The following is a 20,833-nucleotide window of genomic DNA, read 5'->3' on the forward strand; positions in this document are numbered from 1 at the left end:
ACGCTGAAAGGAGGAAAGCATGGCTGAAATTTTTGACGTTGGGCAATACATAACTGAGCGCATTCCCAACGTGGACAAGCTCAAGCTGTACAAGCTGTGCTACTTCTCCCAAGGCTGGCATCTGGCGTGGACGGGCCGACCATTATTCCAAGCGGAGTTTCAAGCGTGGCGGCACGGCCCTGTTTCCCGTGAGCTGCACATTCAAACCTGGCAGGTAGCGGGGGATGAAAACCCCTGGCCAGTACCCTATGTTCCCGGTGGTCAGTCCGACAATCTCAGCACATACGAACGTGAAGTAGTAGATAGCATCATTGCGTTCTACGGCGGAGTTGAATCGACCCGGCTTTCTGATTTGAGCCACGGCCTTGCCTGGAATGAGCTCCTCCAAGAGTTCTCCCAGGCGATGATCTCCAGCGAGCCCACCCCACGACCTCCGCTACAACCAGCAGAAGTTCTTTTGCCTAATGTTGACCTCGACGGAGACGTGGATGAAATCTTATCCTCACCACTGGCCAAGGAAATCGAACAAGACTGGTGGGAGACTTTCCGGATTCTCGCTGACCGTTAACCAGACGGGTTTGCGGCAAGAATTGATCATCCTGGCTCATGCCGCCCTGTTCAATAACACGGCAATTGCGGTCTAGGCAGCGCCAACGACCACTTGCCATACCGCCACGAGGTGCACCACTGCCGCCGCGATGGTCGCGGTGTGGAAGTGCTCGTGATAGCCGTAGTAGCGCGCATTACGTCCGGGCCACTTAAAGCCATAGACCAGCGCACCTACGGAGTAAACCACGCCGCCGGCCAGCAATAGCCAAACCACCGCTGCACCGGCATCACTCCACAGCGTGGGTAGTAGCGGCAGCACCAACCAGCCCAGCGCTAGGTACACCACGACGTCGAGCCACCGCGGATGCTCAATCCACACCAAGTTCAAAATCACGCCCAAGATAGCGCCCGCCCACGCAATGGCCAGCATCCACGCGGCCTGCGCTGGGGATAACGCAATCAAACACAACGGGGTGTACGTAGCGGCAATGAACACCGCAATCGTGGCATGGTCCGCCCGCCGCCACCACCGCACCGCCCGGGGGCTAGCCCACGGGTAGCGGTGGTAGAGCGCCGAGACGCCAAAAAGCCCCACCAAGCCTAGGCCATAAACGGTAACGCCCAGACCCTGCCACCAGTGCAGTGTCATCCACGCATATGTGATGAGAACGGTGGAGGCGATCACCGATAGCAACGCCGCCAACGCATGACCCCATCCACGGGTCAGCGGCCGCTCGCCACGATCCGCCATCCAATAGGTGCGCTGCACCAAACCTTCTTTCAAGGGATGCTCCCCCGCCTCTTGAGTTCCTTCAACATGTATCTGAGCCACAGCGATACTTCTTTCTCCCACCAGAGCTAAGTTACGTTACCGTAAGTCTACTGAGGGGAGTAAAGAGCTTCAAGGAAAAGGAGAATCTAATCCTTTTCGCCAGAATCCAGCCCGTCTACGATTCGCACGGTTTCCATTGCCACACGAGTAACCTTGCCAATTAAATCGACGATATAGCACGGGTTGCCTACTTCATCGGCCCAATCATTCGGGTCATTCTGGATTCCGGAAGCATCATCCGTTTTATCCCGGTACCGGTCAATCAACCATGCCAACGCCGAGCGCGAGCCGAGCATGTACTGGTCCGCTTCCGCCGGAATACCGGAAATGGTCACCTGCTCGTTGTAGATCAGCTTCGTCATATCATTGACGTTCTTGCCCGTTTCCGGATCCTTGCGCTTGGCCCACTTCATCTTGTCCACACGCCAAGTCTCCCGGTCAGCCTCATCGCCCTTGACCTGAATATCCAGCGGCCACGGTTCCACGGACTCATAATCTACGTGCAGCGCCATCAGTTCTTTGCCGGCCGCAGCAAAGTTATCGAACTCCGCACGCGAAGACGGTGTTTCAATATGAGGCAACACCTTCTTCAAATCCACTGCATACTGAGTGCGGTAGTTAGGGTCATGGAGCTTGCCATAGACAAAGTGGAAGATGTCATCACCAGATACATCACTGCCCAGAGCATCTCGGTAAATCTGCTTAATTTCATCGGTGATGTTGTCAACTCGCACATACCCGTCAATGACCTCGCCAATCTGCCCGTAGACACTGGCTTCATCTCGCTTAACGACGTTTCCTTCACCGAAGAGACTTCCATCTTCAGTATCTACCGAAGTCCAGGTAAAACGAGGAAAGAACTGGCCCGATCCTGATCCGCTAAGGCATAAATCAGGAAGTAAGTCAGTAGCAAGTGCATTGAAGTCGCGAGATGCACTACTAGCTGCCGGAAGATAGAAACCAATATTTTGATGCAAAGGTGTTGGGAAGATCGACGGCAGTTGATAACGCTCATGGTTTAGAAGGACATCAAAATAAACAAACTGAGAGCAGAAAGGTCGATACAGCCCAGTAACAACCCTGGAAATATCGAAATCGAATTCTTTATTTTGGTAGGCAGAATTTCTTAATGACCGACTCCATTTAATCTCCTTAGAATCAGCAAATTCAGGTTTACGTTTTAAGTAATCCGATACCTGTGCTTCGCCTTTTCCTCTCGTATGATTATTCTGACTATGGAATGCTTCACGGGTTCGCTCGTATGCCCTCCCTAAAGTTTCTACCTGACGCTCAATCTGATCTTTATTAAACGAATAGACCCAAACATCCCGGTTCGTCTGCAATCCAGCGGAAAATGTCGAAAAAATACGCGTTGATTTTCCCTTTTTCTCACCAACTACGGGCCATTTTTCAAACTCCTCGGATCGTTGGTTTAGCCAATCACCCTGTTTATTAGGCTCAATGGGTCGCCATTCAATGGTTTCAATCGCGGAGGAATCTACGATCTCGAGCTTTTCTTCAGCAGAGAGGTAGTCGCCGATATCTCGGTAGTACAGCTGAAAACCGGACTTTGTTGAATCCTTGATACCAACCATGACTGCAATGGTTGTGCGACCACCATCCCGGAAGACGTTTCCGGACTCTTTACGGCGCTGTTCACCTGCTGTGCGAGCATTTCCGCGCAAGTTAAATAAATAAAGATCGGTGAAGTCCTCAGCCATCGACAATCGCACGCCGTCGCCGGTATTACCGTCAATCCAGCCGCCGTTTGATACAAATGCCACGATTCCCTGGTCACCGATGCGGTCGGTGGCCCATCGGAAAGCGCGCAGGTAGGAATCGTACAAGGAATTCTTATTGGTAGCCGTGGACTTAGCCGCGTAGGTATCCGCAATGCGTTTATCCAGGCTCGGGTACTTCTGGTTGGCGTTGAGATCATTCGCCGATTTTTGTCCCGCAGAATACGGCGGATTGCCAATCACGACGTTGATCGGCGCGTTCTTCTGGCGCTCGATAGTGGCGTTGTTTTCGCGGAAGATGTTGAGGTCTGGAACATCGCCTTCTTCGTGGACCTGGAAGGTATCGGCAAGCGCGATATTCGTGAACGGTACATATTCCGGAGCCGGCTCGTCGTTGCGCTGCGCGGTCTCCTCACGCAGGGCGTTGTAGGTGGTCTCAATATTAACGGCAGAGACGTAGTACGCCAGCAACATGATCTCGGTGGCGAATAGTTCATTGGCATATTTGCGCGCCAGGTCTTCCGGCTTGATGAGGCCAGATTGCAGCAAGCGCACCATGAATGTCGAGGTACCGGCGAAGGGATCGAGGATGCTCACGCCTTCATCGCTAAGCCCCTTGCCAAAGTGCTTGCGGGAAACCTCATCAGACGCACGCAGTATGAAGTCCACAATCTCTACTGGGGTATAGACAATGCCGAGGGCCTCGGCCTGCTTCTTGAAGGCCTTGCGGAAGAAGCGCTCGTAGAGTTCCTTAATCACTTGCTGCTTACCGGAAGCGGAGGTCACCTCAGACGCGCGAATGCGCACGGATTCGTAGAACTTCTCCAGCGATTCAGTCTCCGTGTCTAGGTTGGCCTTGGATAGAGCTGCCACCATCTTCTCCATGACCTGGGCTACCGGGTTGTGGGTAATGAAATCATGGTTTTCAAAGAGGGCATTGAACACCGGTGCAGTAATCAGGTGTTGCGAGAGCATAGAGATGGCATCATCAGCCGAAATGCCATTGTTCAAGTTATTGCGCAGGCCCTCAACAAACTCGTCGAATTCTTGGCGCAGGTCGTTATCGGCGTTTTCTACCAGCGCGGTAATGCGGGTAATTTGATTTTCTGCAATAGTGGCAACGTCATCGGCCCAGTCCTCCCAATAGGTGCGGGTGCCGACCTTATCCACCAGCTTGGTGTAGATGGCCTCTTGCCATTGCTCCAAAGAGAACAAGGCAATCTGCTGGGTCATTGCAGAAGAATCTTCAAAAGCCTCAGTGGACTTGGTGCGTTCCGCATCCTCCAGCTTTTCTTTATCGCTTTTCTCCTTGTCCCCAGGGACATGGTTGACATCAATGGGCAGTTCTTCTTGCGCGTTGGCTCCGTTGAGCGCGATGGAATTGATCTTGGCGTTAAAGCGATCATCGTGTGCACGCAGCGCGTTAAGGATCTGCCAGACCACCTTGAAGCGCTGGTTATCATTGAGCGCCTCCGAGGGCGAGACATCTTGCGCGACGGCGACCGGCAAGATGATGTAGCCGTAATCATTGCCCGCAGATTTACGCATTACACGGCCCACGGACTGGACCACATCCACCATGGAATTGCGCGGGTTGAAAAAGATCACCGAGTCCAGCGCAGGCACATCCACGCCTTCCGAAAGGCACCGCGCGTTAGTCAGTATCCGGGCTTCATTTTCGGCCGCGGGCGATTCAATCCAGGACAGTTTGGTGCCGCGCTCCATGGCGTTCATGCCGCCATCGACGTGCTGGGCAGCGACTTGAAGATCAACATTGGTCAAGGAGACATCATTAAGCACCGCCTTATCCTTCAGCAGCTCCTGGTGAGTCCTAATCAGGGAAGGAAAGCTCTCCGCAATCTGGGTAGAGGTCTTAATATCCTTGGCAAAGGCCACCGCGCGCTGCATGGGGGTTGGCGTTTTCATCGAATCCACCCTTCTTTCCTTGCAGCTCACCAGAACGTTTGGCCAAGCCATTCCACGCACCGATCATGGCGGAAGCGAGCGAGAGGTTGATCTGGTTGTCTTCGCTATGAGCCATAGCGTTGGCAGCCACGGATTCATCAACGGTCATGACCAAGACCTTGTAATCCGTAAGCAAGCCTTTGTCCACGGCCTCGCTAAAGCCCAGCCGGTAGAACTCGGGGCCATAGATGCCCTCATCGTCCATAGAGGTCAGCTCGGCAGAGTGCTCTGCGGCCTTGCCTTTCACGGCGTCATCGAAAAGCCGCGGCGTTGCAGTCATGTACAAACGCTTAGAGGCCTTGATGTAGTCCGCGTCGTGCACGCGCACGAAGTTACTGGAATCCTCGCCGGCCAGGGTGATGCCGGTGGTGCGGTGGGCCTCATCGCAAATAACCAGGTCAAAGTCATCTAGGCCCTGCTGCTGTGCCTCGTGCACTGCCGCCAAGGATTGATAAGTGGAAAAGACGATGTTGAGCCCCTTGGCGCGTTTTCCAGACTCAAAACGCCGCGCAATATCCGCGCCCTCAGTAGAGACGGGAACTTCCAAGTCATAGACCGCGATATCCTCAGCTTTCTTGGATACCTTCGAATCCGAGCACACCGCGAAGGCGCGCATATCGAGGCGCCCTTGCGCCGTCCATTCCTTCAACGTCTGCGAAAGCAGCGAGATAGAAGGAACCAGGAACAGGATGCGCGCCTTGCCTCCCCTATCTTCGGCCACGCGCTCTGCGAGGCGCAGCGCAGTAAACGTCTTGCCGGTACCGCAAGCCATGATGAGCTTGCCGCGGTCATGCGTCTGAAATCCCTCGATGGCCTTGTCGATAGCCGTTTGCTGGTGCGGGCGCGGCTCGAAGGTCTTGCGCTGCGAGAGGTTGATTTGAATATTTTTATCCTGCACCTCGGAGCCTGGGAAGGCGACGTCCCAGTTAATGGGCGATTCCGCGATGGCAGAAATACCAATGCGGCTGGTGGGGATAATCTGGTTGGCCAATGCTTCCTCGGCGTGCGACGACCAGTGTTCCGTAGTGGAAATGATCATCCGGCTGCCGAAATGCTCGCGGCCATGTTCCGTTTCAAAGGAATGCCCCGAGGCCTCGAAGAAGGAGTCCAGGTGCGACTTCTGAATGCGCGCAGTGGACGCATAGAATTTGCACTGGATAGCGGTCCACGTCCCGTCATCGCGGCGGCGGGCCACCAAGTCGATTCCGGTATCGACTTTGCCGCCGTTATAGCGCCAGTCAGTCCACCGGCTGACCTCATCAAACTGTGCTTTGAGAGTGGGATCAGTCTGAAAATAGTTGACCATCAACTTTTCAAAGGCGATGCCATACTTCGCCTTTGGTTGGTTTTCGCGCAGCTGTTCCAGGACCTCAGAGAACTTTGACATAGAAACATTATGCCTGAGGGTGCTTCAGGTTTCCTTCGTTATTGCTGCATTTCGCTAGCTGTAGCCCGATGAAATGGCTTACTCAAGTGGTCAGCCCCGTTTACATAGGGAAACGATTGCCCAGGGCTGGATATATCTTGAGTCTTTACGCGTTTTAGTCCTTGCGCCCGTCCGCATAGTCCACAAGGAAGCGCAAAAAATATTGAGCCGGATCAGAAAGACGATTCTGCGCACTCCACACCACCCGTAGCGGCCGGTCAAAGCTGATTCCCACCACCGGAACCTCTACGTATTCACCTGTGGCCAGCTGTGGCTCCACCGCTCGCCGTGCGATAATCCCCGGCGCACCCAGAGCTCCTATCGCAGTACGTTGAGCTCCCAGAGACCCGAACTCCCCTGCCGGCGGGGCGAGCGTTCCCAGAATATCCGCCACCACTTCTCGTGTGCCGCTTCCCTGTTCACGCAGCACCAAGGGCGTGGATTGCAGCTCCTCCTTCGTCACCGGAGCTACCCTCGTTTCCGATGCAGACGCTGAGGGGCTCGCTGGCTGATTGTGATTGTGTGGCTTCGCCCAACGATGTTCTGCGGGGACAACAACCACGAGTTCATCGTGTCCGACCACACGCTCGTGCAGTTCGTGGGCCACCCAGTGGCCCTCAATAATCGCTAGTTCTGCCCGGCCTTCAACCACGTGGCGCTGCGCCTCTCGGCTGTTGAGCTGGCGCATGTGCAGATAAGCGTGTGGGTGAGCGCGTTGGTAGGCCGCGGCCCAGCGGGGGTAGTCCACTTCGGCCACAGTATGAGAAACCACCAAGTTAATATCCTCGGTGGCCCCAACCCCAACGGCTGTTTCGAGGCCACGCGCGCATTCGTTCAGGGCGCCTTCTAGCCCCTCGAGCACACGGACGACTTGGTTGCCTACTTCTGTGACGGAACTACCGCGGCTCCGCGCCAAAAAATGCGACTATTGAGGCGTTTTTCAAACTTGGCGATGCGCGTACTAACCGTTTGTTGAGAGACATTCAGGTGTTTCGCAGCCTGGTTCATACCCCCATATCGAGCTACAGCAAGGACAGCATCAACTGTGAAAGCATCGGGAACGTAGCTGCGTCGAACGGGAGAGAATCCATTGTTACCATCTTCTCGTGAGGGGTACATTCATTCATTGTAACCCCGTTCGGATTATGCGCTCTCCCGCGCATTTCAAGCAGTGCCTAACCTGAAAAATATGTTAAAGGTTCGCAATGAGATAGAACTTCCTCCGCTGGGTCCTGGCTGGGCCGGAGCGGTAATGGGGCTCGGAATCTCCTCGTCTCTCATCGATGCTCACCTGAGCCCAACCCTGGGCCACCTTCCCGCAGAAATCATGCTCGGCGTCGCAACGCTTGTCGCCCTAGCGCTCTCAATAAGTTTCATTAAGTACCGTAAGCCAGGGTTTAACGCCAAAGCCATGCCTGCGTGGGGCATGGTCTCCATGGGCATCCTGGCTTTGGGGAGTGCCTACTCCCTCATCTTGGATGCCTGGCTGATCCACACTGTGTGTTGGGCAATAGGAGGCGCTCTTAGCGTAATTACCTGTATAAAGTATCTAAAGTTCCTTGTTCTTGAACGCCCCGACTCTCCGGCGTTTACCTGGGGACTGCCACTAGTAGCGCCCATGGTTACTGCAACTTCCTCGGCGCAGCTGGCACCGCATGCAGGTGAGTGGGGTTCGATTGTCCACGGTATTGGCGTGTTCTGCTTTTTCCTGGCTTTGGTCACAGGACTGCCCATGTTCGTCCTCGTTTATCGGCAAACCTTTCCCACGGTTCTCACTAGCTTGGTTGCCACCACCTGGATCCCACTGGGTCTTGTCGGCCAATCCACCGCGGCAGCGCAACTACTCGCCGGCGATCAATGGCACTTCCGCGCCATGGTCTACGGTGTCGCGATGCTCAGCGTCGGTGTCCCTCTATCGATCTATGCAATTATCAAGCATTGGGGAACAGCCCTTGGTAACACCCCAATGTCCTATAACCCCACGTGGTGGGCCAGCACCTTCCCCGTGGGCACCTGCTGCCTCGGTACACAGACCTTATCCACGCAACCCGCCGCGCTCGAGTGGGGTATGGGGTGGATGAATACCGTCAGCGCCGCCCTGCTAATTCTGCTCCTCCTCCACGTCACCTGGGCAGCTTTTGGAGCCATCAAAGTCAGCACTCTGAACCACGGGCACTCTTCCCTTCAGGCGGCCTAAACACGAAACCAAGGTTTACAAACCGATCATTGTTTCTTCGGGTCGTGCTCGCTGAAAAACGCGGGCATCGCCTGGAGAAGATGCTGGTTCCACACCCCGTGCGCGCTAAGGGCGGAAGCATGATCGGCGTGCGGACGCACATACTCGCTAAGCTCGATGCCTTTCTGGTGCGCTAAGCGGCGGAAATCATCATAGCTTTCCGGTGGAACAAGGCGGTCGTGGTCACTACGCACGATCATGATAGGCGGCATATCCGAGGTCAGATGCGTAGCTGAAGTCACGAAGTCCGCGCGGTCTGGATATTCCTTAGGCGTTCCACCCAGGTATTTCTCCACGGTATCGCGGGAGCCCTGCCCGGCATAGGGGTCGTCAGAATCATAAATGTGACGCACATCCAAGGCCGGTGAATCCGCATAGACGGCGCTGGGAACAGCCGGCGTGCCGGGACAGTCGGTGGAAGGCAGCTGGGTGGGGTGTGCGGCGGCATCGGCAGTCGCGTTCAGGACCAACTGCCCACCGGCGGATTCACCATAGGTAAAGAAGCGCTCCGGGTCGCCGCCATAATCTGCGGCATGGGCGTTGACCCAGTTCATCGCGCAGCCCACCTGCCCCGCCGCGACCTTCCACGTGGGCTGTTCCCAGCTAGACAACGTGTAGTCAATAGATAATACGAGGTAACCGCGCTGGGCCATCTGCCGCATATTGAAAGCCTGAGAGCGCTTAGTCATCTGGTCCCAGCCGCCGCCGTGGACATACATCATGACTGGGTGGGGCCCACTTTCTTGTGGCGTGTAGATATCCAAATCTAGATCGTCGCCGTGGAAGGAATCGTAGGCCACCGTATGGTCGGGGCCTTCGTCGGTGCTTTCCACTCCGGCCCAGCTAAAGGCAGCGGGAATATCAACATCGGTTCCCTGCCCCTTCGCGGCGTGAATCTGCGTGCCGAAAAGCACAAGCCCGGCGATGAGGGCGATCGCCGCGAATGCACCCGGCACATAGCAGCTGCGCGAGGCGAATCTTCCTAACACCGCAAGCAGCAAGAGAATAAGGGAAAAGATAATCACCGGCCCTACGTACTGAGGCCCGATAAGTGCGCCCGCGCCCCAATACGGGATATGCGGCGTAAACGGCGCCACCGCAAGCCACAGCGCGAGGAAAGCTACAAGCGCAAGCGGGACGGATAACAGCCGGGCGACGATCTTCATACCGGCAACGGTAGTCCTAGTTTCTGGGAATGCGTGGTGGAGATTGCAGCTCCAGTGGGCGTATTTTTTCTATGACGTTTCACTGCACTCTGCGGCTAACGAGAGTCTCTAAAACTCCTTGTCTCCACACCAGTGCCCGCGCTGATAAAGAAGCGATCTCGGAGCTCTTCATTATCTTCGTCAGCCCCCGCTTCTTCCCAACACGCAGCCAAAAGATCGGTACCAGAATTGAACCCATAAGCTGCTGACACTGGGTCAAGCCGCTTTGCCAAGCTCTTTAATCGAACGCCTTCTTTTCGCAAGGAGTCCACGACGAGAGTCGCCAAATAATTGAATTCCATTATTTGGGAGGCCAAGTCCTCCACCGTCTTTTCTACTGAGGTTACGGGCGATCCGTCGATATTTTCTATATCCCCGACTTCTATCTCTCGATCGTCATAAATGTGGATATCATTCTGACTGGTTTGTTTCCGCAAGGAAGCCGAGAAAGTCTGTGTATTCGGAATCAAATCACCAATGCTATGGATAAGTGCTGCGGACGCATGAGACACAACGATCTTATTGTCGGCGTCTATACGTTCTACCGCAAATAGGTTTGGTTCAAGGGATATCCAGGCTTCCCTGACATCCGTTAATGGACCAAGCTGAACTGAGGGAAGAAAGTAGATGCCCCTGCGTGCGCGCGTTAGAATCTCGCTCCCTGCCAAGCGATTTATGTGGAGGCGAGAAATACCTTCGCGTTGAGCCTGAGCCGTAGTGATAATGCCCCACTGATTTGCTGCTAAGGATTCTAGCTGCGCCAGAATTTCTACAGCTTTCATTTCGACACCGAACCCCTCTACCCTTAACCTCCTTCTTTACTTGTATCAACCTGAGGGATACAAGTAAAGACGGATTGAGTACCTACGTTGCACAGCCTTGAAGGCAAAAAGCCCGGCTGAAGCCGGGCTTGAGCTAGGCGATGCCAGAGGCTGGCTTACTCCGCAACAGAATTAGCGCCCACGACGGCGTAGCCGAAGAGCTCAGGCAAGGTGGAGAACCATGCCTCAACCAACTGAGAGATGGCCACGGATTCGCCACCCAAGGTAAGCGCACCAGTTTCGGTGGTCTCACCCACGATGGCCGCGATGGCGGCGCCCTCGTGCACGGCGGAGAGATCGAAATCGAGGTCGAGGTCGGCGGCATCGGCAAGCGCGTTCAGCACCATATGACCGGCCGTGGGCATACATCATCACTGAGTGGGTACCAGAATCATTGGGTGGATAGCGGCCGAGCAACGATCTTCAAGTCCTCGGTTCCGGAAAGACGTGGTGGCGGCTTTAGTGGAGAAACCCCCTACTAACTAGCCTTTTTGAAGGAAAGGCGGCGGTCTCGCAGAGGCAAGGCGTCCTTCCGGCTTAGCTCCGCGATACATAGTGCGATTACAAAGCCCACCAAGACGATCAATGAGGACCATGACAACCACATTTCAGAATCTGCCTTGGCCAGCGGTGGGAATGAGAAGAGACCCAAGACCGGCACAACATAAATGATGCGATTCTGCCCGCGGGCCAGAACGCCCAGCAGTGGCAATACGGCGCACAAGACGTAATGGTCCCACAAGATATTGGAGGTAGCCGTAAGAACCGTAAAGATGCCGACGGCAGCAATGCGCCACGGCTCCTGTGACCGCAAAGCGGTAATAATAACCAGCGCAATCAATGCCAGGGCTACAAAAGGCGGAATAAGGCTGGCAGCCAGTGAAGGATCATGAACGATAGTGACAAGAATGCTGTCATCTTCAACCCGATTGGTGCTCAGTTGGGAAGCAATCGACCCGTTGACAGGAGCGACCATTATTGCCGCCTTGATGTCCTGCAGGGTATCCCACCAAGAGGTAAACACGTCCCAGCCAGAAACGACGATTGAGTAGAGCACAGCAACGGCTCCTGTCCCGAGTGCTACCAATCCCGCTTTGCGCGCCCGCGGAAAGACCACACAGATGAGCACGAGGATAATGGGGGTTAGCTTTACTGCAGATACAAGTCCTAGTGCAATTCCTGCGCGTACTGGGTGCACGCGAGCAGCAGCAAGGCCGTATGCAACGCCCGCAAAAATCAGCGGGCTCGTCTGGCCAAGAAATAACGATGATTGAAAAGCTATCGATGCCCAGCCCAAGAGGATTCCGAAAAGCAAGGTAATGGTCGCTATCTCTTCCTCAAACCACAAGAACCAGGCGGAGACTATCAGCACCACCAACGCCCAACCGGAAGCAATCGCGAGCAATATCACGGAAACATCAAAACTCATGACTCGCACGACCAAGCTCATCACATCCGCGAGAAATGGGACGTGAACATAAGGGTGCGGGAATTCAGTGACATCAGAGTGGGCGATGGTGTCTAACCACACATCACCACGTGGCAGTGCGAAATCGCGTTCATCGATTCTATATAAATGCTCCCGATTTCCATCGCGGACGAGCAATCCAGCAATCCATAGCGCACCCCAGTCACCGTAATTCAGTTTTCCGGCGGAAATTACGGCAACCACGAGGCCAAACACCAGCCCAATACCATGGTGGTACCACCGCAGCACTGTTGTTGCGGGCGCGGAGGCTTGATGGCGGGAATGCGCGCTCATGGGACTCCTAATATAAAAATTACGATTCGAGACAGAGAGAAAGGGCGATGCTCATTGGGCAGCGACCCCGACCATCGAAGATAGTCTAAATGCTCCTCAAGCCCGGCCAAAGCCGGGCTTGAGCTAAGCGGTGACAGGGGCTGGCTTACTCCACAACGGAGTTAGCGCCCACGGCGTGACCGAAGAGGTCAGGCAAAGTAGCAGACCATGCCTCAACCAACTGAGAGATGGCCACGGATTCGCCACCCAAGGTAAGCGCACCAGTTTCGGTGGTCTCACCCACGATGGCTGCTGGGATGCCAAGCTCAGCGGCACGGGCGAGCACCTTATCGGCGCGGTCAGCGGTGGTGGCCACGAGCGCGCGGGAAGCGGACTCGGAGAAGGCCGCGGTGAAGGCGTCCTCGTGCAAGGCGGTGAGATCGAGGTCGAGGCCGAGGCCGGCGGCATCGGCAGGCGCACCGGCACGCTTGGCCATCTCAAAGGCGGCAACGGCCAGGCCGCCCTCGGAGACATCGTGCGCGGCGGTGAGCAAATCGTTGCCGTCGAAGAAATCCGCGAGGCGCTTCTCATTGGCCATGTCCACCTGCGGCGGCAAGCCGTTGAGGTTGTCCTTATCGGCGCCCTCGGCGCTCACCAGCTGCCAAATGGAACCGCCAAACTCATCCTTGGTCTCACCCAAGGCGATGAGGACTTCCTTCTCATTGACGGTGCCCAAGTTATTGCCAATGGCTTGGTGCACATCGTCGATAACGCCGAGCACGCCCACGACAGGGGTGGGCAGGATGGGCTCGGAGCCGGTCTGGTTGTAGAAGGAGACGTTGCCGCCGGAGACGGGGATGGAGAGTTCAACGGCGGCATCGGCAAGCCCATGCACGGATTCGCGGAACTGCCACATCACGTCCGGGTTTTCCGGCGAACCGTAGTTCAAGCAGTTGGTAATCGCAACGGGCTTCGCGCCGGTAACCGCGACGTTGCGGTAGGCCTCCGCCAAGGCCAGGCGCGCGCCCATGTTCGGATCCAGCTTGGTGTAGCGGCCGGAAGCATCGGCGGAAACGGCGACACCGCGGCCGGTCTCCTCATCAATGCGCAGCACACCCGCGTCCGCGTGGTGGGACTGGACGGTATTGCCACGCACGTAGCGGTCATACTGATTCATGATGAAATCGCGCGAGCACAACGAAGGCGAGGAAATGAGCTTCTGCAGGGATTCCACCAGGCCGCGCTTGTCCGTGCCCTGGTATTTCTGCAGCTCATCCTGCCACTCGGGGCGGGCGTAGGGGCGCTCGTAGACGGGTGCTTCATCCGCGATGGTGCCAGCCGGCGCATCGACGACGACCTCACCCTGGTGGCGGATGACCAAGTGGTCACCTTCAGTAACCTCACCGATTTCGGCGCAGGTGACCTCCCAGTGCTCGCAGATTTCGCGGAACTTCTCCACGTTTTCCGGCGCCACGACGGCGCACATGCGCTCCTGGGACTCGGAGGCAAGGATTTCCGCTGCGGTCATGTTTTCCGCGCGCAGCGGTACCGCATCGAGGTTGACCTCCATGCCGCCATCGCCGGAAGCTGCCAGCTCAGAGGTGGCACAGGCCAGGCCAGCGCCGCCCAAGTCCTGGATGCCCACCACAACGCCGGCGTGGTAGAGGTCCAGGCAGCATTCGATGAGCACCTTTTCCGCGAAGGGGTCGCCCACCTGCACGGCCGGCAGCTTCCGCTCCGCGCCGTCCTCAAAGGTATCGGAGGCCAGCACGGATACGCCGCCGATGCCATCCAGGCCGGTGCGGGAGCCAAAGAGCATGACCTTATTACCCTTGCCGGAGGCGAAGGCGAGTTTCAGGTCATCGACCTTGAGCGTACCCACACACAGGGCGTTGACCAGCGGGTTACCGGCATAGGTTTCATCAAAGACGGTCTCGCCGCCAATATTGGGCAGGCCCAAGGAGTTGCCGTAGCCGCCCACGCCAGAGACGACGCCGGGTAGCACGCGCTTGGTATCGGGGGCATCGGCAGGCCCAAAGCGCAGCTGATCCATCACGGCGATGGGGCGCGCCCCCATGGCCATGATGTCGCGGACGATGCCGCCCACGCCGGTCGCCGCGCCCTGGTAGGGCTCCACATAGGAGGGGTGGTTGTGCGATTCCACGCGGAAGGTCACCGCGTTGCCATCGCCGATGTCCACCACGCCGGCGTTTTCACCAATGCCGGCGAGGATCTTCTCCCCCATCTCCTCCGTCATGGTCTCACCAAAGTAGCGCAGGTGCGTCTTGGAAGACTTATAGGAGCAGTGCTCGGACCACATCACGGAGTACATGGTCAGCTCCGCGTCGGTGGGGCGCCGGCCCAGAATATCGTGGATGCGCTGGTATTCGTCATCCTTTAGGCCAAGCTCAACGTACGGCTGCTTTTCATCCGGGGTAGACTGCGCCTTGTCTACGGTGTCATTAGAAACGGTCATGTAGGTGGCCTCCTTAAACCGCCGGCGCTTCCGCGACGGCCTTGATGGCGGATACGAATAGTCCCAATCCGTCGGTGGATGGGCCGGTCAGCGGGTCAATGGCGTGCTCTGGGTGCGGCATGAGGCCCACGATGCGGCCGGACTCATCGCTTACCCCAGCAATGCCATTGATGGAGCCGTTGTAATTATCGGTATAGCGAAAGACCACGCGGCCTTCGCCCTCGATACGGGCGATATCGTCATCGCCTGCCTGGAAGCGGCCCTCGCCGTGCTTGGCGGGCACTAAAATCTTTTGGCCTTTTTCAAACTCGCTGGTCCAGGCCGTGGTGGAGTGCTCCACCTCCAGGTAAGTATCGGTGCAATGAAAATGCAGGCCCTTATTCCGGGTCAATGCGCCCGGCAAGAGGCCTGCTTCAGTCAAGATTTGGAAACCATTGCAAATGCCGAGTACCGGCATTCCTGCCTTAGCGCGGTCGATAACGCTGCGCATGACGGGGGCGAGCGCCGAGATAGCACCCGAGCGCAGATAGTCACCATAGGAAAAACCGCCCGGCACGACTACCGCGTCCACGCCGCGCAGATCAGCATCCGCGTGCCAGAGGTTAATGACCTCGGCGCCGGCGGTGCGGGCTGCGCGGGCGGCATCCACATCATCCAGGGTGCCGGGGAAGGTGATTACTCCGATTTTTGCGGTCACTTACTTGACCTCCAGCTGCGTAACCTCGTAGTCCTCGATGACGGTATTAGCCAGCAGCGTTTCTGCTACCTTATCCAGTTCCTCTGCGGTAACGGAATCATCTACCTCGAGTTCGAAGCGCTTTCCTTGGCGCACATCGCTGACACCGGATACTCCGATGCGACCCAATGCGCGGACGACAGCTTGGCCCTGCGGATCCAGAATTTCCGCCTTGGGCATGACATTGACAACTACACGAGCCATGAAATTTTTGCCTTACTGTATGGGGCTTAGGTCTGCCCGATTCAGTGTAGTCATACCCCCGCCCAATCCCTAGATATACCCCCACTGCAGGGTTTTCACCCCGGTAAAGCAAACTCCGCGTAAATTACCACCAACAGGAAAACGAATTTTGCGCGGCACCCAGGTTTCACAGCCTGCTCGCGCGAAACCCGCCCAAAGCGGTCCCGGGTACACCGATTGTTCAGCGAGTAAAAATAAAAGGCGTCCATGACAACTTTCTCTATGATTAAGGTGACTTCTATGGCTCTTCGCCGCCTTGGCAGGGTAGCCCTCGCTGCCGGTTTCTCCACCCTCTCCCTATCCGTCGCGGTTCCTACCGCCTTGGCCGCCCCGGATAATTCCACCGCGGTCATCTCTGAGGTCTACGGCGGTGGCGGAAACAAGGGCGCGAGCTTTTCCAATGATTTCATCGAGCTTTATAACCCCACCGATGCCGCGATCGATCTCACCGGCTGGTCCGTGGAGTACTTTGCCTCCAACGGCAATAGCGGCGGCAAGATCACCCTGTCCGGCACCATCGCTCCCCACGGTTACTACCTAGTACAGGCTGCCGCCGGCAATGGCCAGGCCCAGGCTCTTCCCGCCCCGGATGCAGAGGGCAAGGTCAATATGTCCGGCACGAAGGGCTCGGTGCAGCTTGCCGATGCCACCGGTAATACCATTGACCTCATAGGTTACGGTGCCGCCTCCAAGTCTGAAAGAGCTGCCACCGGCGCGCTGTCCAATGACACCTCCGCTTCCCGCAACGCGGCGGGCACCGATACCGATGACAACTCCGCGGACTTCACCGTCGGTAGGCCAAATCCCACCAATTCCGGCAACGAGTCCCCCTCCCCGCAGTCAGGCGGATCGGGTGACTCGGGCAGCTCCGATGATTCCGAGAACCTTCCCGCGCCCGAGGGCATTACCCCGATCGCTGAAATCCAAGGCACCGGCGATGCCTCCCCGCTCGAGGGCAAGAACGTTGCTACCCAGGGCGTTGTCACCGGCGTGTGGAGCGAGGGCGGCCTGAACGGCTTTACCATTCAGACCGGCGGCACCGGCAAAGAAGCCACCGATACCTCCCAGGCGCTTTTTGTCCACATGGGCAAAAAGGGCGCCGATAAATACCCCAGCATCGGCGATTCCGTAGAGGTCACCGGCCAGGTATCCGAGTACTTCGGCGCCACCCAGGTCAGCGCTTCTTCCCTCAAGCAGCTCGATACCGCATTGGAAGCGGTCACCCCGCTCGCGGTGGACGAGCTCCCCCAAGGCGACGGCGCCCGCGAGCCCTTTGAGCACATGCTCATCCAACCCGGCACGCACACCGTGACCAATAACTACTCGCTCAACCAGTACGGCGAGGTCGGCCTCGCCCCGGGCGAGGAAGCCTTCCGCCAGCCTTCCGATGTCCATTCCCCTTCCACCGACCCTGATTCCGAGCTGCACAAACTGGCCAAGGATAACGCTGAAAAGCTCGTTACCTTGGATGATGGCCGCACCCGCGATTATTTAAGGACCGATAAGGACACCCCGCTGCCCTATATCGCCCAAGATGGCGGCAAGACCATCAAGTCCCTGCGCACCACCGATACCATCGAATTCCAGCACCCGGTCATCGTGGGCTACTCCCACGAGCAGTGGCGCTTCCAGCCCACCGAACCGGTCACCGGTGAGACCGCCGGTGCCGATCTCCCCATCTCCTGGGAAGAATCCCGCGATGCGGAGCTGCACGCCGTCGATGATGTCAAGGGTGAATACACCATCGGTGCCTTTAACGTGCTGAATTACTTCACCTCCCTGGGCGAGGAATTCGGCGGCAGCGCCTATACCGACCGCGCGGGCAACAAGGTCACCGTCAACCGTGGCAAGACCCGCGGTGCCTATACCGAATCCGCCTTAAAGGACCAAGAGCGCAAGATCGTCGCCGCCATCAATGGCCTGGATGCCGATGTCATTGGCCTTTCCGAAATCGAAGATGGCTACGCCGTCACCGGGGACTTTAACCAGCGCGATAAGGCGTTGAAGCGCCTGACCGAAAAACTCAACGAGGCCGCGGGCTCAGAAAAGTGGGCCTTCGTTCCCTCCCCGTCCAAGGAACAAGTCCCTGAGCGCCCCGATGTTATCCGCACCGCGTTTATCTACCACAAGGGCGTGGTCAAGCCCATCGGCGAATCCCGCATCTTCCAAGATCCCCGCTTTTCCGGCACCGCCCGCGAGCCGCTGGCCCAGGAATTCCAGCCGCTCAATAGCGATGACGAGTCCTTCGTCGCCGTCGCCAACCACTTCAAGTCCAAGGGCTCGGTGGCCAAGGGCGATGAGGATTCCGGCGACGGCCAGGGCAATAACCCCAACGTCCGCAACGCCCAGGCCCAGGCCGTGCTCGATGCCCTGCACAAGCAGGAAAATTGGAAAGATAAGCCGCTTTTCGCCCTGGGTGATTTCAATACCTACACCCACGAAACCGCACTCGATGTCTTCCGCAACGATGGCTTCACCGTGCCTGCGGAAAAGTACGGCGCCGATACCTCTTACCAGTTCGGCGGCCTGCTCGGCACCTTGGACCATGTCCTGGCCAATGAGGTTGCTTCGGGCGCGCTTGCCGATGCCCAAGTGTGGAACATCAACGCCGACGAACCCGTCGCCTTTGAGTACTCCCGCCGCAACTACAACGCCGTGGATTTCTACGATGACTCCCCCTTCCGCGCCTCCGACCACGACCCCGTGAAGGTCGGTTTCACCCTGGGCGAGGATGAATCCACCGTTGCGCCGGGCGGCGACGACCAGGGCAACGATGACAACACCGATGGTCCAGGCTTCGGGTTCGGCTCCAGCTCACTTGGCACCGGCGCCATTATCGGCTTTGCCATCCTGGCCGGCCTTCTCGCCATCCCCGGCTTCATGGCGGCCACCGGCAACCTACAAAAGATCATCCCCGCTGGAATCTGGGGCATGCTCCCGCAGCAGGCGAAGGACTTCATTAACGGCCTGAATAAGTAATAATTAAATCCCAGTTCAAAGCCCTTTCTTTATGAAGGACAAGAACTGGGATTTTACTTTTGTAGGCTATCTCCTTGAAACAGATTCTTAGCCTAACGGCGAAGTAGCTCGGCAGCCTCAGGTGCTCCAGCCTTTGCCAGTGAATTAAGCACATCATTGATGGTTCTTGGCGGATTCTTAAGGGCCGCGGTTGCGTAGGTGATTGCTTGGTGCACCCGCGGGGCGTAGAGATCGATTTGATTACACAAAAACTCATCCGCTGATTGAGCTTCAATGTCGAACGGCATCAGGGCAGTCTTGGGAAAATCGCGCTTATTCTCAGTGACAATAACTTGTGCACCGCACCGAATCGCTGCAGCCAAGACATGCCGATCATCGCGGTCTGGCAGAGAAAGGGATTCAACCAAATCCTCATACCCGGTAACGAGGCAATCATCTACAGCCTGGCACATCAAAGTCCTAGTTCTAGCTAATTTTGTCGGATCAAGGTCCGGACGATTGCTTTTCAAGTTACGGAAGACTTCATCGAGTATCTTATCCGTCCAGCGGGCACGAAAATAGCCACTTCCCGCTAGCCGGACCAGGATATCGCGAAGCGTACTGGGATAAAGTACGTTCGCGTCATAGACCACCGTAAAACCACTCACTCGTACAAGCCCATCTCATCAGAAAGTACTGCGAGCTCATCTGCCGCAGCGCGCTGTTCAAGATCTCTATGACGCTTAAACTCCTGCACGCTGGAGGCATACAGGCGGCGGTGGGTGCCAACTTTATGCCCCTTCAGGATTCCTTCGTCCATGAGCTTGATGACATGCGGCCGAGAGACATTCAGGAGGTCTGCAGCCTGTTGCGTAGTCAGTTCCGCGTTCATGGGGATTACATTTACTGTCTGCCCAGCGGCCGTGTTTACAAGGATTTCACGAAGTAATTCAGCGACATCGCGTGATAACCGAATAGGTTCATCTGATCCTGGAGTTACTATATCGATTTCTCCGTGTTCGGGGCCACTAGCGAGCGTACGGTTAAGCTTTTGAAGGGCATCGCGCGCTGTGGCCTTGGCGCGGTCAATGCTTTTTTCTTGCGGGTTCGTCATAACCTACACATTAGCCCCTAAACGAAATAAACGAAAGGGGTAATTTGCTATACCTAGTTCTAGAGCTCGAAAACTCTATAGGCCCCGTGGATCTAACGCGGCAGGTAAATGCTGTAATCTGCGGGAGTAGCGCCCGCATCGAGGGCGCGGCGGGCTGCCTTGACAAAGTCCTTAATGACCTTGCGGTCATCCAGGTTGCGGGCGGAGATGGAAAGGCGCACGGTATTGCCGCGCTGGGCGGAGCGCTCTGCCGCGCGGATGATGTTCTTGCGCCACCACTTGGCAGAACCAAAGCCCTCACCAAAAGAAAGGTTGCGGGCTTGGTGGAATTTCCCGGTGGGTACCTCCAGGATGCCGCGGGTAGAAGCCGCCGCCTCAAAGGGGAATTTGGGCAGGACCTGCAATGTTCCAGGAGACATGCGCCAGCGCGGGGGCGCAAAGATGGTGGGTTCGAAACCAATTTGCGCCATCTGCCGGGTCGCACCGGCTAGGCGCAGCTTCGCCTCGTGGGAATTGAGGTTGGCAAACTCCGCGCGGCGGCCTTGGACTGCTTGGTCAAAGCCATTGAGGATAAGCGGACGGCCAGCGGCCGCCTGATCCTTGAGCCACTGTTGGGTGTCCTTGTCCTTGGCCAGGTGCCAATTGCCATCGATATGCGGGGCGATGAGCAGGGAGACGGGAATTTCCTCCCGGTCCAGAACCGACAGGAAGCTTGTAGCCTGCTTCCGAGTGTCCTCAAAAATACTGGAGATAGAAACCAGAAGGTGGCTAGTCATAGCTCAAATTATCGCA

General features: G+C 56.8%; 16 protein-coding genes and 1 pseudogene. 3 read left to right on the forward strand and 14 right to left on the reverse strand.

Annotated features, from left to right (window positions below):
• Nucleotides 1-19 precede the first annotated feature (19 nt).
• Nucleotides 20-568, forward strand: a complete 549-nt coding sequence (locus tag ABRP64_RS01820; RefSeq protein WP_349865187.1) for a Panacea domain-containing protein — start codon at nucleotides 20-22, stop codon at nucleotides 566-568.
• 72 nt (nucleotides 569-640) lie between these two features.
• Here the strand turns inward: ABRP64_RS01820 and trhA are convergent, their stop codons facing one another.
• The 4 genes and pseudogenes from trhA to ABRP64_RS01840 form a co-directional block, all read right to left on the reverse strand.
• On the reverse strand, nucleotides 641-1,300 hold the full coding sequence (gene trhA / locus ABRP64_RS01825) for a PAQR family membrane homeostasis protein TrhA (RefSeq protein ID WP_232215157.1): 660 nt from the start codon (nucleotides 1,298-1,300) through the stop codon (nucleotides 641-643).
• A gap of 167 nt (nucleotides 1,301-1,467) precedes the next feature.
• Nucleotides 1,468-6,472 (reverse strand): annotated as a pseudogene (locus ABRP64_RS01830) (DEAD/DEAH box helicase).
• Between the two features lie 154 nt (nucleotides 6,473-6,626).
• On the reverse strand, nucleotides 6,627-7,283 hold the full coding sequence (locus tag ABRP64_RS01835) for a LysR substrate-binding domain-containing protein (RefSeq protein ID WP_349865264.1): 657 nt from the start codon (nucleotides 7,281-7,283) through the stop codon (nucleotides 6,627-6,629).
• 107 nt (nucleotides 7,284-7,390) lie between these two features.
• On the reverse strand, nucleotides 7,391-7,630 hold the full coding sequence (locus ABRP64_RS01840; protein WP_349865189.1) for a helix-turn-helix domain-containing protein: 240 nt from the start codon (nucleotides 7,628-7,630) through the stop codon (nucleotides 7,391-7,393).
• 70 nt (nucleotides 7,631-7,700) lie between these two features.
• Between ABRP64_RS01840 and ABRP64_RS01845 the strand changes: the two genes are divergently transcribed.
• Nucleotides 7,701-8,708, forward strand: a complete 1,008-nt coding sequence (locus tag ABRP64_RS01845; protein WP_349865191.1) for a TDT family transporter — start codon at nucleotides 7,701-7,703, stop codon at nucleotides 8,706-8,708.
• Between the two features lie 26 nt (nucleotides 8,709-8,734).
• Here ABRP64_RS01845 and ABRP64_RS01850 read toward each other — a convergent pair whose 3' ends face one another.
• The 7 genes from ABRP64_RS01850 to purS all read right to left on the reverse strand — a co-directional run bounded on the left by ABRP64_RS01850 (nucleotide 8,735) and on the right by purS (nucleotide 15,930).
• Entirely contained in the window at nucleotides 8,735-9,913 is a 1,179-nt protein-coding gene (locus ABRP64_RS01850; protein ID WP_349865193.1) for an alpha/beta hydrolase fold domain-containing protein, read from the reverse strand.
• A 95-nt stretch (nucleotides 9,914-10,008) separates the two neighbouring features.
• Entirely contained in the window at nucleotides 10,009-10,734 is a 726-nt protein-coding gene (locus ABRP64_RS01855; protein WP_349865195.1) for a type IV toxin-antitoxin system AbiEi family antitoxin domain-containing protein, read from the reverse strand.
• A 155-nt stretch (nucleotides 10,735-10,889) separates the two neighbouring features.
• Nucleotides 10,890-11,138, reverse strand: a complete 249-nt coding sequence (locus tag ABRP64_RS01860) for a hypothetical protein (protein WP_349865197.1) — start codon at nucleotides 11,136-11,138, stop codon at nucleotides 10,890-10,892.
• Between the two features lie 113 nt (nucleotides 11,139-11,251).
• Nucleotides 11,252-12,535, reverse strand: coding sequence for a glycosyltransferase family 87 protein (locus tag ABRP64_RS01865; protein WP_349865199.1), 1,284 nt, complete (start codon nucleotides 12,533-12,535; stop codon nucleotides 11,252-11,254).
• Between the two features lie 145 nt (nucleotides 12,536-12,680).
• Nucleotides 12,681-14,990, reverse strand: a complete 2,310-nt coding sequence (gene purL / locus ABRP64_RS01870; RefSeq protein WP_349838924.1) for a phosphoribosylformylglycinamidine synthase subunit PurL — start codon at nucleotides 14,988-14,990, stop codon at nucleotides 12,681-12,683.
• A gap of 13 nt (nucleotides 14,991-15,003) precedes the next feature.
• A complete protein-coding gene (gene purQ, locus ABRP64_RS01875; RefSeq protein ID WP_023029203.1) occupies nucleotides 15,004-15,687 on the reverse strand; it encodes a phosphoribosylformylglycinamidine synthase subunit PurQ in 684 nt (227 codons plus the stop codon).
• Nucleotides 15,688-15,930: a phosphoribosylformylglycinamidine synthase subunit PurS gene (purS, locus tag ABRP64_RS01880; RefSeq protein WP_005279580.1), complete on the reverse strand. Its 243-nt coding sequence runs from the start codon at nucleotides 15,928-15,930 to the stop codon at nucleotides 15,688-15,690.
• 279 nt (nucleotides 15,931-16,209) lie between these two features.
• Between purS and ABRP64_RS01885 the strand changes: the two genes are divergently transcribed.
• Nucleotides 16,210-18,948, forward strand: a complete 2,739-nt coding sequence (locus ABRP64_RS01885) for an ExeM/NucH family extracellular endonuclease (protein ID WP_349865266.1) — start codon at nucleotides 16,210-16,212, stop codon at nucleotides 18,946-18,948.
• A gap of 92 nt (nucleotides 18,949-19,040) precedes the next feature.
• Here the strand turns inward: ABRP64_RS01885 and ABRP64_RS01890 are convergent, their stop codons facing one another.
• The 3 genes from ABRP64_RS01890 to ABRP64_RS01900 form a co-directional block, all read right to left on the reverse strand.
• A complete protein-coding gene (locus tag ABRP64_RS01890) occupies nucleotides 19,041-19,595 on the reverse strand; it encodes a PIN domain-containing protein (RefSeq protein ID WP_284770361.1) in 555 nt (184 codons plus the stop codon).
• On the reverse strand, nucleotides 19,592-19,819 hold the full coding sequence (locus ABRP64_RS01895; RefSeq protein ID WP_349865201.1) for an excisionase family DNA-binding protein: 228 nt from the start codon (nucleotides 19,817-19,819) through the stop codon (nucleotides 19,592-19,594). Before ABRP64_RS01895 ends, ABRP64_RS01890 begins: the two co-directional genes overlap by 4 nt.
• 314 nt (nucleotides 19,820-20,133) lie before the next feature.
• A complete protein-coding gene (locus ABRP64_RS01900) occupies nucleotides 20,134-20,817 on the reverse strand; it encodes a DUF2334 domain-containing protein (RefSeq protein WP_005279578.1) in 684 nt (227 codons plus the stop codon).
• Nucleotides 20,818-20,833 lie beyond the last annotated feature (16 nt).

The organism is Corynebacterium sp. KPL4015 (assembly GCF_040225725.1).
Classification (GTDB): Bacteria; Actinomycetota; Actinomycetes; order Mycobacteriales; family Mycobacteriaceae; genus Corynebacterium; species Corynebacterium rhinophilum.

Coding starts and splice junctions, on each gene's coding strand:
- ABRP64_RS01820 (WP_349865187.1), top strand. CDS start 20: ATGGCTGAAATTTTTGACGTTGGGCAATACATAACTGAGCGCATTCCC.
- trhA (WP_232215157.1), bottom strand. CDS start 1,300: ATGGCGGATCGTGGCGAGCGGCCGCTGACCCGTGGATGGGGTCATGCG.
- ABRP64_RS01840 (WP_349865189.1), bottom strand. CDS start 7,630: ATGTACCCCTCACGAGAAGATGGTAACAATGGATTCTCTCCCGTTCGA.
- ABRP64_RS01845 (WP_349865191.1), top strand. CDS start 7,701: ATGTTAAAGGTTCGCAATGAGATAGAACTTCCTCCGCTGGGTCCTGGC.
- ABRP64_RS01850 (WP_349865193.1), bottom strand. CDS start 9,913: ATGAAGATCGTCGCCCGGCTGTTATCCGTCCCGCTTGCGCTTGTAGCT.
- ABRP64_RS01855 (WP_349865195.1), bottom strand. CDS start 10,734: ATGAAAGCTGTAGAAATTCTGGCGCAGCTAGAATCCTTAGCAGCAAAT.
- ABRP64_RS01860 (WP_349865197.1), bottom strand. CDS start 11,138: ATGCCCACGGCCGGTCATATGGTGCTGAACGCGCTTGCCGATGCCGCC.
- ABRP64_RS01865 (WP_349865199.1), bottom strand. CDS start 12,535: ATGAGCGCGCATTCCCGCCATCAAGCCTCCGCGCCCGCAACAACAGTG.
- purL (WP_349838924.1), bottom strand. CDS start 14,990: ATGACCGTTTCTAATGACACCGTAGACAAGGCGCAGTCTACCCCGGAT.
- purS (WP_005279580.1), bottom strand. CDS start 15,930: ATGGCTCGTGTAGTTGTCAATGTCATGCCCAAGGCGGAAATTCTGGAT.
- ABRP64_RS01885 (WP_349865266.1), top strand. CDS start 16,210: ATGGCTCTTCGCCGCCTTGGCAGGGTAGCCCTCGCTGCCGGTTTCTCC.
- ABRP64_RS01895 (WP_349865201.1), bottom strand. CDS start 19,819: ATGAACGCGGAACTGACTACGCAACAGGCTGCAGACCTCCTGAATGTC.
- ABRP64_RS01900 (WP_005279578.1), bottom strand. CDS start 20,817: ATGACTAGCCACCTTCTGGTTTCTATCTCCAGTATTTTTGAGGACACT.